Annotated in this window: 14 protein-coding genes; 10 read left to right on the top strand and 4 right to left on the bottom strand. The window is 59.7% G+C overall.

All coding sequences use genetic code 11. From position 1 onward, the window contains the following. Positions 1-11: 11 nt before the first annotated feature. The 3 genes from PSN43_RS06190 to PSN43_RS06200 all read right to left on the bottom strand — a co-directional run bounded on the left by PSN43_RS06190 (position 12) and on the right by PSN43_RS06200 (position 2,923). A complete protein-coding gene (locus PSN43_RS06190; RefSeq protein ID WP_272699852.1) occupies positions 12-428 on the bottom strand; it encodes an Hsp20/alpha crystallin family protein in 417 nt (138 codons plus the stop codon). 129 nt (positions 429-557) lie between these two features. Beyond that, positions 558-740 (bottom strand): hypothetical protein, encoded by a 183-nt coding sequence (locus PSN43_RS06195; RefSeq protein ID WP_272699853.1) that lies wholly within the window; start codon positions 738-740, stop codon positions 558-560. A 44-nt stretch (positions 741-784) separates the two neighbouring features. Next, a complete protein-coding gene (locus tag PSN43_RS06200; protein ID WP_272699854.1) occupies positions 785-2,923 on the bottom strand; it encodes a putative bifunctional diguanylate cyclase/phosphodiesterase in 2,139 nt (712 codons plus the stop codon). A 219-nt stretch (positions 2,924-3,142) separates the two neighbouring features. Between PSN43_RS06200 and PSN43_RS06205 the strand changes: the two genes are divergently transcribed. From PSN43_RS06205 to epsC, 5 genes are all read left to right on the top strand, one after another. After that, positions 3,143-3,403, top strand: coding sequence for a DUF493 family protein (locus PSN43_RS06205; RefSeq protein ID WP_272699855.1), 261 nt, complete (start codon positions 3,143-3,145; stop codon positions 3,401-3,403). A gap of 109 nt (positions 3,404-3,512) precedes the next feature. Beyond that, positions 3,513-4,367 carry a Fe-S cluster assembly protein NifU gene (gene nifU / locus PSN43_RS06210; protein ID WP_272699856.1) on the top strand — a complete coding sequence of 285 codons (855 nt, stop codon included), beginning with the start codon at positions 3,513-3,515 and terminating at the stop codon, positions 4,365-4,367. Positions 4,368-4,369: 2 nt separating this feature from the next. Further along, positions 4,370-5,566, top strand: coding sequence for a cysteine desulfurase NifS (gene nifS, locus PSN43_RS06215; RefSeq protein WP_272699857.1), 1,197 nt, complete (start codon positions 4,370-4,372; stop codon positions 5,564-5,566). Positions 5,567-5,568: 2 nt separating this feature from the next. Beyond that, positions 5,569-6,489, top strand: a complete 921-nt coding sequence (gene cysK, locus PSN43_RS06220; protein ID WP_272699858.1) for a cysteine synthase A — start codon at positions 5,569-5,571, stop codon at positions 6,487-6,489. 11 nt (positions 6,490-6,500) lie between these two features. Beyond that, positions 6,501-7,421: a serine O-acetyltransferase EpsC gene (gene epsC / locus PSN43_RS06225; protein WP_272699859.1), complete on the top strand. Its 921-nt coding sequence runs from the start codon at positions 6,501-6,503 to the stop codon at positions 7,419-7,421. Between the two features lie 69 nt (positions 7,422-7,490). Here the strand turns inward: epsC and PSN43_RS06230 are convergent, their stop codons facing one another. Beyond that, entirely contained in the window at positions 7,491-8,120 is a 630-nt protein-coding gene (locus PSN43_RS06230) for a tetratricopeptide repeat protein (RefSeq protein ID WP_272699860.1), read from the bottom strand. Between the two features lie 212 nt (positions 8,121-8,332). On the opposite strand from PSN43_RS06230, the gene ileS reads away from it, so the two are divergent. The 5 genes from ileS to PSN43_RS06255 are packed head-to-tail and all read left to right on the top strand — an operon-like array spanning position 8,333 to position 13,358. Continuing rightward, entirely contained in the window at positions 8,333-11,149 is a 2,817-nt protein-coding gene (gene ileS / locus PSN43_RS06235; protein ID WP_272699861.1) for an isoleucine--tRNA ligase, read from the top strand. Positions 11,150-11,154: 5 nt separating this feature from the next. Next, a complete protein-coding gene (gene lspA / locus PSN43_RS06240) occupies positions 11,155-11,655 on the top strand; it encodes a signal peptidase II (protein ID WP_272699862.1) in 501 nt (166 codons plus the stop codon). 12 nt (positions 11,656-11,667) lie between these two features. Beyond that, the gene (locus PSN43_RS06245; RefSeq protein ID WP_272699863.1) at positions 11,668-11,892 is read left to right on the top strand and encodes a PLD nuclease N-terminal domain-containing protein; all 225 of its coding nucleotides are present in this window, start codon (positions 11,668-11,670) and stop codon (positions 11,890-11,892) included. Next, a complete protein-coding gene (locus PSN43_RS06250; RefSeq protein WP_272699864.1) occupies positions 11,889-12,866 on the top strand; it encodes a tetratricopeptide repeat protein in 978 nt (325 codons plus the stop codon). Before PSN43_RS06245 ends, PSN43_RS06250 begins: the two co-directional genes overlap by 4 nt. Before the next feature lie 48 nt (positions 12,867-12,914). Next, on the top strand, positions 12,915-13,358 hold the full coding sequence (locus tag PSN43_RS06255) for an NIL domain-containing protein (protein WP_272699865.1): 444 nt from the start codon (positions 12,915-12,917) through the stop codon (positions 13,356-13,358). Position 13,359 lies beyond the last annotated feature (1 nt).

Genomic DNA, 13,359 nt, shown 5'->3' on the forward strand with positions numbered 1-13,359 from the left:
GTCTCCGTAGGTTATTTCCTGGAAATGGCGACACTCGGTCCGAACGGGTTCACGCGCTTGGGCAGCCTGACCACCAGAACGCCGTCGGCGAACTCCGCCCGGACACAGTCGGTCTCAATGCGACATGGAAGGCGCAATTCCTTGCGGAAGCTGTGGGAACTGGCGTGCCCCGGACCGGACGCGCGGGTCTCGGCGACTATGGAAAGCTGGCGCTCCGTCACCGAAACATGCACGTCGTCCGGCTTCATGTTGCCAAGCTCCAAACGGACCACAAGGGCGTTCCCCTCGTCCTGAAGGGTGAGGTCTCCCGCCATGCGGCAGAACATGGACGGCAGGTTGAAATCAGCGCACAGGTCATCGAAGAGCCGGTCCATGTCGCTACGGATGCGAGAAATCTCGTTGCGGCTCCACCGTTTCAAATCGGCCATTGACGCTAACCCTCCTTTGCAAATCAATATTAAAGGCAGTTCCACGCTACAATACCCGGAAGAAAAAAGACAGGGGCTTGACGATTTTTCGTCAAGCCCCCGGCTTCGGCACGGCGGAATCCGCGTCGCTCAGAGGCTGCGGAAGAGATTGGACACGGCCAGGATGACGAAACCCGTGGCGACGAGCCAAAAAGGTCTGACAAGGTCTTCCAGAGCCGGGATGGACATGACGTCGATCTGAATGAGAATACCGAGAAGGCCGATGATGACGCCGACGATCCAGGTAAGCAGTTGGGGTGCGCTGAGATTCATGAGGAACGACTCCAGTTGTTGAGGCGCATGGGATGCTGGTTAATCTAATCGGAATCCTTGACGAATTCTTCGGCCTCACCCTTCGGAAGCGGCCGCGAATACAGATAGCCCTGACCGTAATCGCATTGCAGTGAATAAAGCAAGTCTCTTTGGCTCTCCGTCTCGATACCCTCGGCCACCACACGCAGCCGCAGGGAATGTGCCATGTTCACGATGGCCCTGACTATCTCGATGTTTTCGGGGGTGGACTCCATCCGCTGGACGAAGCTCAGATCGATTTTGAGCTGATCCGTGGGGAACTTCTGCAAATAGCTCATGGAGGAATAGCCGGTTCCAAAGTCGTCTATGGACAGCAGGATGCCGAGATCCTTCAACGACTTCAATTGATTCACCGACTTGAGCGCGTCCAGCATGACCACGGTCTCGGTGATTTCGAGCTTCAGGCGGCCGGGCCGCAGGCCGGTCTGCTTCAGGATGCGCTCCACATCAGAGGCCAGGGAGCTTTCCGCAAACTGCTTGGCCGAAATGTTCACGGCGATGGTCAACCCTTCGGCCTCAGGGTGGCGAAAGCTCCATTCCTGCATGGCCGTGCACGCCTCTTCCAGGATTTGCGATCCGAGCCGCACGACCTGCCCAGTCTCCTCGGCTATGGGGATGAACTCGCCGGGACCGACCAGGCCGCGTTCCGGGTGGTTCCATCTGGCCAGGGCCTCGAAACCGTACAGGCTGCCGTCGGCGAGGTTGACGATGGGCTGATAGTAGGCTGTGAACTCCCTGGCTTCCAAAGCTCGATTGAGCTCGTTCTCCACGGCCAGGACGTTGACCATGCCCTCGCGCATCCGCTTCTCGTAACATGCGACGCGATTTTTGCCTTGGCGCTTGGCGACGTTCATGGCCACCTGGGCGTTATGGACGACCTTTTCGGGATCGACGTCCACTCCGGACCCTATGTCATAGCCCACGCTGGCGGACAGGGCGAAGGTGAGCCCGTCCACCTCGACGGGCTCCTTGAACGATTCGAATATCTCCCGAATGAGGACGCGGGCGTCCCCCTTCCTGGGGATGTCTTCAAGGAGCACGCCGAACTCATCGCCGCCCAACCGGGCCACGGTGTCTATGGACCGGACCGCCTGTTGGAGCTTGACCCCGAGCCGGACGACGAGATTGTCGCCCATGCTGTGCCCATAATGGTCGTTGACGGCCTGGAAACGGTCCATGTCTATGAATAGAACCACGAAATACTCGCCGGTCCGGGCGCACCGCTCGGCCGCACGGTTCAGCCGCTCCAGAAACAGGGTCCGGTTGGGAAGCCCGGTCAGGGCGTCGTGAAAAACGCTGTGCTGCAACTGGCTCTCGATGAGCTTGCGGTTGGTGATGTCCCGCATACTCACCCGGACGCCCAGCGGCAGCCCTTCGTCGGAAACGATGGAATGCCGGACCAGGCTCAGCCACTTCACCTTGGCGTTGACGTCGCTGATCCTGAAATCGAGACAATCCTCGTCGCCCACGGTCTCGTCCCGCATGAACTGCATCCACCTGCCCACATCCTCCCGGTGAATGATACGCTGCATGAGGTCGGGATCGTCGAGAAAACGCTGCGGACCGTACCCGCTGATCCGCTCGCAGGACGGCGATATGTAGCGAAGCTCGCCGTCGGGGCCGACCCAGCTTTCCCAGTCGTAATTGTAGTCCGCGCCCATGCGGTAGCGCTGCTCGGACCGGGCCAGGGCCTCCTGCGAGCGCTGAAGCTCCTCCACCGTGGCCTCAAGCCGTCTGGTCGTATCCACAAGGGACCGCTTGTGCCGATGCAACTCGGCGAAAATCTTGGTCTTGCCACGCAGGATTTCCGGCTCCACGGGCTTGAACAGATAATCCACCGCCCCCAGTTCGTAGCCGCGAAAAACGTGCCGCTGCTCCTTGCTGATGGCGGTAATGAAGATAATCGGAACGTTCCTGCCGTTCTCGGCGCTCCGAAGACGTTCGGCCAGTTCGAAGCCGTCCATGCCGGGCATCATCACGTCCAGCAAAGCCACGGCGAAATCGTGCTCCGGGAGCATCTTCAGGGCTTCCGCACCGGAGCTGGCCATCATCAGATTCAGGTTTTGACCGCGAAGTATGGCCTCTACCAACTTGAGGTTGATCCGTTCGTCGTCCACGACGAGAACGTCGACAATATCACTCATTTCACCTATCCCTTGATGTTCGACCGTAGAGGACGTTCACGCCCTGCCCGGAAACAACATCATATCCCAGGTTGTTGGAGAAGGATGTTATAAATTGCGCGATGAAAAAACCACTTTATTGGAATCGTTGGTTCTTTGGGTTATGCTCCCATACGGTTTGACATGCCGAAAACAAAGCCCATATAGACCTTTTCGCCTAAAACGAAACAGGAGAATGTTATGACCGAAAAATCGAAACAATTCAAACAGGTCCTGGACGAACATCACCAGTGGCCGTGCCCCTACGTATACAAATTCATAGTCCCGACCGAGAATCTCGGCAAATTCAAGAAAGTGTTCGACTCGGAAGAGCTTGAAACCCGCCTGTCGAGAACAGGGAAATATACCAGCGTGACAATGACTTCGACCATGTGCTCGGCCGACGAGGTCATGGCTGTCTACGAAAAGGCCGCCCAGGTGCCGGGGATCATGTCGCTCTAATTGTCCAGCGCACCTTTACACTTGGCGCTCGCGGACTTACTGTACACAAATGTGATCGTATCACACTTGTTACAACTGTTCAGACATACTCAGCCACCCTGGAGAAAATATGTGGGAATATACCGATAAAGTTAAGGACCATTTCCTGAATCCCCGCAACGTGGGCACCCTCGAAGACGCCGACGGCGTCGGCGAAGTCGGCTCGCTGGCCTGCGGCGACGCCCTGACCCTGTACATCAAGGTGGATGAGGACGGAAAAATCTCCGACGCCAAATTCCAGACCTTCGGCTGCGCAAGCGCCATCGCCTCCAGTTCCGCCCTGACCGAGATGCTTATCGGCAAAACGGTCGAGGAGGCGGAAAAGATCACCAACAAGGATATCGCCGAATATCTGGGCGGACTGCCCCGCGAAAAGATGCACTGCTCGGTCATGGGCCAGGAAGCCTTGGAGCAGGCAATCAAGAATATGCGCGGAGAAGCTCCGTCCAAGATGGAACATTCGCACGAAGGCGAACTCATCTGCGAGTGTTTCGGCGTATTCGACGAGGAAATCCTCCACGCCATCAAGGAAAACGACCTCAAAACCGTTGAGGACGTGACCAACTTCACCAAGGCGGGCGGCGGCTGCGGCAAGTGCATCCCGGACCTGGAAAGGCTTCTGGCCGAAGCGCACGGCGAGGGCGTCTGCCCCACCCCGTCCTCCAAGCCCGCCTTCCCGGCCCAGGGCATGACCAATATTCAGCGTATGCATCTCATCGAGAGCGTCATCGACAACGATGTCCGACCCAAGCTTCAGGCCGACGGCGGCAACATCGAGCTGGTGGACATCGACCGCGACGCCGTTGTGGTCCGCTTCCTGGGCATGTGCTCGGGCTGCCCGTCCAGCCAGGCAACCCTCAAGAATTTGGTGGAAACCGCCCTCAGGGCAAAGGTCGATCCGGCCCTGACGGTTCGGGAGGGATAACCATGAAAACCATCTATCTCGACAACAACGCCACCACACAGGTCGATCCGGCCGTGTTCGAGGCCATGAAACCCTATTTCACCGAATTGTACGGCAACCCTTCCTCCATGCACCGCTTCGGCGGACAGGTCGGGGTCAAGCTCAAGGAGGCCCGCGCTTCGGTCGCCAACCTGCTTGGCTGTTCGCCGGAGGAGATCATCTTCACCTCCTGCGGCTCCGAGTCCGACAACACGGCCATCCGCTCAGCCCTTTCAGCCCGTCCCGAAAGGCGGCACATCATCACCACCGCCGTGGAGCACCCGGCCATCCTGAGCCTGTGCAAGTACCTGGAGAAAAAGGACGGCTACGAAGTCACCTACCTCGGCACCGACGAGCGCGGCAGACTCGATATTGAAGAATACAAGGCCGCCCTCCGCCCGGACACGGCCATCGTGTCCATCATGTGGGCCAACAACGAAACCGGCAACATCCACCCCATCGAGGAAATGGCGAAAATCGCTAAGGAACACGACGTGTTCTTCCACACGGACGCGGTCCAGGCCGTGGGCAAGGTGGACATCGACCTGAGCAGGGTCCCTGTCGACATGCTTTCCCTTTCCGGCCACAAGCTGCACGCCCCCAAGGGCGTGGGCGCCCTGTTCGTTCGCAAACGGCTGCCCTTCCGCCCGTTCCTCATCGGCGGGCATCAGGAACGCAGCCGCCGCGCGGGCACGGAAAACACCACGGGCATCATCGCCCTGGGCAAGGCGTGCGAGTTGGCGCGGGAGCACATGGCGGAAGAGAACACCGAGGTCAAACGGCTGCGCGACAAGCTGGAAAAGGGGCTGCTCGAAAGCATCCCGGACACTAAGCTGAATGGCGACCCCGAACACCGCTTGCCAAATACCTCCAACATTTCCTTCGGTTATGTTGAAGGCGAAGCCATCCTGCTGATGATCGACCAGGTGGGTATTGCGGCCAGCTCCGGTTCGGCCTGTACTTCGGGCAGCCTGGAGCCGTCCCATGTGCTGCGGGCCATGGGCGTGCCCTTCACCTTCGCCCACGGGTCCATCCGCTTTTCCCTGAGCCGGTTCAATACCGAGGAGGAAATCGACTTCGTGATCGAGACCCTGCCTCCCATCATCGAAAACCTGCGCAAGCTCTCGCCGTTTTCGGCTGAAAAACAGGCCCCTGCCTGCACCAAAAGTTTTTCGGAGTAATCATGAAAATTGCCGACAACATGACGGAACTCGTCGGCGGCACGCCGATGGTCCGTCTGAATAAACTCGCACGAGGCCTCAAGGCCTCGGTCGTGGCCAAGCTGGAATTCAACAATCCGTGCGGATCGATCAAGGACCGTATCGCCCGGAACATGGTCGAGACGGCCCTGGCCGATGGAACCATTGACGAAAACACGGTGCTGGTCGAACCCACCAGCGGCAACACGGGCATCGGCCTGGCCTTCGTCTGCGCGGTCAAGGGGCTGCACCTGGTCCTTACCATGCCGGAGTCCATGTCCATGGAACGTCGCAAGCTGCTGAAGGGATTGGGCGCTGAACTGATCCTCACTCCGGCCGAAAAAGGCATGAAAGGCGCCATCGACCGCGCCCGGGAAATAGTTGCGGAAACGGCCAACGCCTTCATGCCCATGCAGTTCGACAATCCGGCCAATCCCGAGGCCCATCGGAAGACCACGGCACTGGAGATCTGGGACGACACCGATGGCGAAGTGGACATATTCGTGGCGGGCGTCGGCACAGGCGGCACCCTTACGGGCGTGGCCGAGGCACTCAAGGAAAGGAAGCCCGGCGTCAAGGCCGTGGCCGTGGAACCGGACGCATCTGCGGTCCTGTCCGGCGGCGCTCCCGGCCCGCATGCCATTCAGGGCATCGGCGCGGGATTCGTCCCCAATGCCCTGAACACGGCCATCATCGACGAGGTCGTGCGTATCGGCAACGATGAAGCGTTGGAGACCGCCAAGCGGCTCATGCGCGAGGAAGGCGTCCTCTGCGGCATCTCCTCCGGGGCCAACTGTGCGGCGGCCCTGAAATTGGCGAGGCGAGAGGAAAACGCGGGCAAAATGATTGTTTTCGTTGTCTGCGACACCGGCGAACGCTACCTGAGCACTCCGCTCTTCGATTAGAGGTGCCCTCCATGACCAGTGAAGACTACACGTTGGCGGATGTGGTCGCGCTCCTCGTGGAATCCGGGGACAACGGCCCGACTTCGCACAGATTTTCCGACGAGGCCCCCATGCCCTCGGTGGAGACTCTGCGGGAAATAGTCGAGGACCTGCGCTGCGTCCTGTTTCCCGGCTATTTCGGCCCGTCCGAGATTGTTCCGGACACCATGCCCTATTACATAGGCGCGACCCTGGACCAGGTGGAGCGCAAGCTCGCCGACCAAATCAACCGGGGTTACTGCTTCGTCTGTGATGCCACCACCACAGAACGGTGCACCGACTGCGAAAAACGGGCAAAGAACATCGCCAAGAAGTTCATCACCAAACTGCCTGAAATCAGGAAACTCCTGCTTTCCGATGTGGAAGCGGCCTACATCGGCGACCCCGCGGCCAAAACCCATGGGGAGACGATCTTCTGCTACCCGTCCATCCGCGCCCTGACCAACCATCGCATAGCCCACGAGCTGTACAAGCTCGGCGTGGACATCATTCCCCGAATCATCGCCGAAATGGCCCACTCCGACACGGGCATCGACATCCATCCCGGCGCGACCATCGGCAAGTCGTTCTTCATCGACCACGGCACAGGCACCGTCATCGGCGAAACCTGCATCATCGGAGACAACGTCCGCGTGTACCAGGGCGTGACCCTGGGGGCCAAGAGCTTTCCCAAGGGTGAGGATGAAATGCTCATCAAGGGACTGCCCCGCCACCCCATCGTGGAGGACGACGTCATCATCTACGCCGGGGCGACCATCCTGGGGAGAATCACCATCGGCCGGGAAGCTGTCATCGGCGGCAACGTGTGGATCGTCCGCGACGTCCCCGCCGGAGCGCAGATCGTCCAGACGCGCGTTCTGGAACAATCCTTCGAACACGGATCAGGCATCTAAACTTCAAATAAAAATCCAATAAAAAAGGAGGTATGGCTTCCCATACCTCCTTTTTCTTCATGTTTAGCTTTAACTATTTTCAAGCTCTCTGACCATCACGGCCAGGCTTTGTCCGGTGGGTGATTTGGCCTCGGGATTGATGGCCAGCACCTCTTTCCAGACCTTGAGGGCCGACTCCCTGTCGTTCAGATCATGAAGATAAACTATCCCCATGTTGAACCGCGAAGTGATATGGCCCGGCTCCAGATCCGCGGCATGGTCAAAGGCGTCCACGGCCTTCTGAAACTGTTTTGTACGGCGGTACATGACACCCAGATCGGACCAGACATTGACGTCGGTGGGCCTGAGTTCGAGGGCCCGCTCATAGGCGTTGACGGCCCTTGCCGGAAGGTTGTGGTCGAAGCAGAAGTTGCCGAGCTTGACCCAGAGGTCGGCATTGGCCGGGTCGGCGGCCGCGGCGTTTTCCAGGCTGGCCAGAGCCTCGGGGTCGGCCGTATGCGGCACGGGGGACTCTGTGGGAACAGCCTGGGCCGTCATGTTCGCCCGCTGATCCCTCTGCCCGACATAAATCATGGTTACGGCGTTGCCCACGAAGATGCCGACAAGCACCCCCAACACCGCCAGCATGACGGCCGAGCTTTTCTTGACATATTTACCGTCCAATTCGGCGGCTTCACGTTCGCGTTTATGCACTCCCATCGTCTCTCCTGAATCATGGTTGTTGCAAGTCGGACCTTGTCGTCCACCTGTGACAAAAACATGTTTCGCCAGTCGTGTAAACATTGTGCAATGCCCGGCGCAACCGGTGCAAAGCTTGACTTCCGGCCCGGCTTATACCAATCTACGCGGTCTCACCAAAATGGACACTTTCATCTAAAGAAATATACGGTTCCCGGAGGACTTGAAAACCCATGAGTGACTATAAGAACACCCTGCTCCTGCCCAAAACCTCGTTCCCCATGAAGGCCAACCTCAAGCAACGCGAGCCCGAAATGCTCAAGTTCTGGGAGGAAACCAAGGCCTACGACGAAATGATCGCGGCCGGCGACGCCGACGACAGGTATGTGCTGCACGACGGTCCTCCCTATGCCAACGGGCACATTCACATGGGCACGGCCCTGAACAAGGTCCTCAAGGACATCATCGTCAAATCCCGGAACATCCAGGGGCAGAAGGCCGAATATGTGCCCGGCTGGGACTGCCACGGCCTGCCCATCGAGCACAAGGTCGAGCAGGAACTGAAGAAAAAGAACAAGGAACTCGACACCCTGACCATCCGCAAAATCTGCCGGTCCTACGCCGCCAAGTGGCTGGACACCCAGCGCGAGGAGTTCAAGCGGCTCGGCGTATTCGGTGTATGGGACGATCCCTACATGACCATGAAGCCCCAGTACGAAGCGGCCACCGCCCGCGAATTGGGCCGGTTCATGGAGCGCAACGGCGTTGTTCGCGGCAAGAAGCCCATCTACTGGTGCTGCGACTGCCACACCGCCCTTGCCGAGGCCGAAGTCGAGTACGAGGACCACACCTCCCCGTCCATCTACGTCCGCTTCCCCATGGCCGACGAGAATTTCAAGAAAATCGCGGATGTCGACGTTTCCAAGCTGTTCATCCTCATCTGGACCACGACTCCGTGGACGATTCCGGACAACATGGCCGTCGCAGTGCATCCGGACTACGACTACGTGCTGGTCAAGGCCGGGGACGACTTCTACGTCCTGGCAGACGGCCTGCTCGAATCCTGCGCGGCGAAATTCGGCTGGGAATCCTTTGAAACCCTGGCGACCTTCCGGGGCGGCGAACTTGAGGGGCTGAAAGCCAAGCATCCCATCTACGACCGCGAATCCCCCGTGGTTCTGGCCGACTACGTCACCCTCGACACCGGCACGGGCTGTGTCCACACCGCCCCGGGCCACGGCCGCGAGGACTTTGAGACCGGCCTGAAGAACGGCCTGGAAATCTACTCGCCCATGAACAACAAGGGAGAGTTCCTCAAGGAAGTCGAGTATTTTGCCGGTTTGAACGTCTGGGACGCCAACCCCAAGGTCATCGAGAAGCTGACCGAGCTCGGCAACCTGATGGCCTCCGAAAAGATCACCCACTCCTACCCGCATTGCTGGCGCTGCAAGCAGCCGGTCATCTTCCGGGCCACCACCCAGTGGTTTATCGGCATGGACGAAAACGACCTGCGCAAACGCGCGCTCAACGCCATCCGCAACGAAGTGAAATGGGTCCCCACCTGGGGCGAGGAGCGCATCCACAGCATGGTCGAAAACCGGCCCGACTGGTGCATTTCCCGCCAGCGCAACTGGGGCGTGCCCATCTCCGCGCTCATCTGCGAGGACTGCGACGAGACCTGGTTCGACGCGAAATGGGTCTATGATATCTGCGACAAGTACGCGGCCAACGAAACCGGCTGCGATTACTGGTTCGAGGCTCCGCTGGAGGAAATCGTGCCCAAGGGACTGACCTGCCCTAAATGCGGCGGAGCCCACTGGCGGCGCGAAACCGACATCCTGGACGTCTGGTTCGACTCCGGCACCAGCTACGCCGCCGTGGTGGAGCAGCGCAAGGAGACCCGTTTCCCGGCCGACCTCTACCTTGAGGGTTCCGACCAGCACCGCGGCTGGTTCCATTCATCCCTGCTCGCTTCGGTGGGCACGCGCGACGTGCCGCCCTACAAGACCGTCCTGACCCACGGTTACGTGGTGGACGCCGAGGGCCGCAAGATGTCCAAATCCATCGGCAACGTCATCGCGCCGCAGGAGATCATCGACAAATTCGGCGCGGAAATCCTGCGCATGTGGGTGTCGGCCTCCAACTATCAGGAAGACATCCGCATCTCGGACGAGACCCTGAACAGGCTGGTGGACGCCTACCGCCGCATCCGCAACACCTGCCGCTACCTGTTGTCGAACCTCAACGATTTCGACCCGGCGAACAAGGTAGACGTGGCCGACATGCTGCCGCTCGACCGCTACGCCCTGGACATGGTCGTTCGCCAGCACGACGCCATCCGCAAGGCGTACCGCGAATTCGAATTCCACAAGGTCTACCACACCCTTCACAACCTCTGCGTGGTCGACCTGTCCGCCTTCTATCTCGATATCATCAAGGACCGCCTGTACGTGGAGGAAGAGGACGGCCTCAAGCGCCGCTCCGCCCAGACCGTGCTCTGGCAGATTCTGCTCATGCTCCTCGAAGACATGGCCCCGGTCCTGTCCTTCACCGCCGAGGAGGCTTTTCAGGCGCTGCCCGAAGCCATCAAGCGCACCCTGCCCCAGGACAAGACGGTCTTCGCCCTGCGCTTTGCGCCGGACCGCCCCGAACTGTCCGGCGAGGAACGCGCCCGCTGGGAAATGCTGGCCCTGGTCCGCTCCGAGGTAAACAAGGCCATCGAGCCCAAGCGCAAGGATCGCGTCATCGGCAAGTCCCTGGACGCCCAGGTGACCATCTACGCCGAAGAGGAAATCCGCGACCTGGTTTCCACCGAAGACATCGACCCGCGTGAGTTCTTCATCATCTCCAATCTGATCCTGGACGAACCCGAAAACGCCCCGTCCGACGCCTTCGCGAGCGAGGAGATCGAGGAATTGAGGGTGGTCGTCGAAGCCGCGCCGGGTGAGAAGTGCGAACGGTGCTGGCGCATCGCCGAGGACCTGGGCACCGACCCGGCATACCCCGACGCTTGTCCGCGCTGCACGGCGGTGCTGAAAAAACTCGGCTAGGCTCCATGAACAAGTACAAGCTGGCAGCCATATGGGCGGCGGGCACCGTAGTGCTCGATCAGATCACCAAACTCCTGGTCCACAACCTTATGCCCGTGTGGACCGGGAGGGAGATCATCCCCGGCCTGTTCAACCTGGTCCACGTTCTCAACAAGGGCGCGGCCTGGGGTTTCCTGGACGACGACAACATAGACTGGCAGCGTCCTCTGTTCATCCTCATCTCCCTGACGGCGGTGGCGGTCATCGCCTATATGATCCGCCTGACCAAGGATGAGGACCGCTGGATGCTTTCCGGGCTGGGCATGATCGCGGGCGGAGCCGTCGGCAACGCCATCGACCGCATCTGGCTCGGCTCGGTCATCGACTTCTTGGACTTCTATGCGCGCGGCTACCACTGGCCCGCCTTCAACGTGGCCGACAGCGCCTTGACCGTGGGCGCGGGCTGCATCATCGTCTCCACGCTGATAAACCGCGGGGACACCCGGAAGGCGTCGCGCCTTTCCTAAGGAGAACGCATCATGTTCGCAGACTTCTCGGCCCTGACCCCGACCCAGTGGGCCATCGTGCTGGTCGCCGTCGGCGCCTGCTTTACCTTCAGCGCGTGGGCGATTCTGGACGTCTGGAAACGGCACTTCGAATCCTCGACGGAAAAAAGCCTGTGGATGCAGATCTGCATTTTCATTCCCATTCTCGGCGCTCTGACGTATCTTTTCCTCGGCAGAAAAAGAGGGAGCTTGCAATGACGATCAAAAAGACCTGTATATTCAGCTTGTTTTTGGCGATATTGAGCCTGTCGTCCCTGTCCGGCTGCGCCACCAGGACCGATGTGGAAGCCATACAATCCGACCGGCAGCAGGACCGCAACCGTATTCGCCAGCTCGAAGCCGAACTGGCCGAATCCCGGCAGCAGCTCAAGGAAGAGATAGAGCTGTCCAACAACCCCATCCGCGAAAAATCCGCCGACATGTGGGCTGAAATCCAGTCCCTGCGCACGGAAATAGCCAAGATGCGGGGCGAGATGGACAACCTGAACATCCGTATGGACCGTCAGGTCGGCGCGGCCGACTCCGCCGTGACCGTGGATGAGCTTGCCAGGCGGCTGTCCGAAGTGGAATTCGCCATGGAGAACCAGCTCCAGGTGGACCTCCCCAAAATTCGCGAGGAGCGCAACGCGGCCATGTCCGCAGCCCTTCCCGCCACGACGCCTGAGGCGAATGCCCCCCTGGCGGGCCAGACGGAGACCAAAACCGCCGAAGCCGGTGCGGCCGTGGGCGGCGCCGCTGCGGCTGCTGCCGCCACCGAAGCCGCGGACAAGGACGAACCCTCGTCCCAGGCGGACAACGATCCGGCCAAGGCGCTCTATGACAAGGCATACGCCCTGTACAAGGACGGCAACTATGAGCGCGCCCGCTCCTACTGGGCCGAATTCACCGACACCTTCAAGGGGCACGCCTTCACGCCCAGCGCGGTTTTCTGGCAGGGCCAGTGCTACTACATGCTCAAGGACTACGCCCGGGCGGTCATCCTCTATGAAGACGTCATCGAAAAGTACAAGAAGAGCTCCAAGTACAAATCCGCCCTGCTCCGGTCCGGCTACTCCTGGGAACACCTCGGCAAGCCCGAGCTGGCCAAAATGCGCTTCCAGGAAGTGATCCAGAACTTTCCCAAGTCCGTCGAAGCCACGCAGGCCAAGCGGTCTCTGGATAAAATGAAATAATTGCGGCCTCAGCGCCGAACGTGCCATGTAGGCACTCAGGAAAATCCCATGACCAAGACCAAGAATGGTTTTAGAAAAATCGTCTATCTCTCGTTTCCGCCGGAGGTGTCCGGCAGACCCGTGGTCTGCAACCTGCTGCGCAAGTTCGACCTGAGCTTCAATATCCTCAAGGCGGACATCAGCCCTCGACACGAAGGTACCATGACCCTTGAGGTATCGGGCCGGGAAGACACCTTCCGCCAAGGCATCGGCTATCTCAAGGAAAACGGCGTGCGCATCACCCCGGTGGCGCACAAGATATTCCGCAACGAAGACTCTTGCATCCACTGCGGCGTCTGTACGGCCATGTGCCCCACCGACGCCCTGATCCTGGACCGCGAGACCTTGAAGGTCGTTTTCGATGTGGACAAATGTTCGGCGTGCGGCATGTGCACCAGGGTCTGCCCGGTCAAGTGCATGACGCTCGACATGGATGAATTCGGCAGGTCCTGAG

The sequence above is a fragment of the Desulfovibrio sp. Fe33 genome, assembly GCF_028532725.1.
GTDB lineage: Bacteria > Desulfobacterota > Desulfovibrionia > Desulfovibrionales > Desulfovibrionaceae > Pseudodesulfovibrio.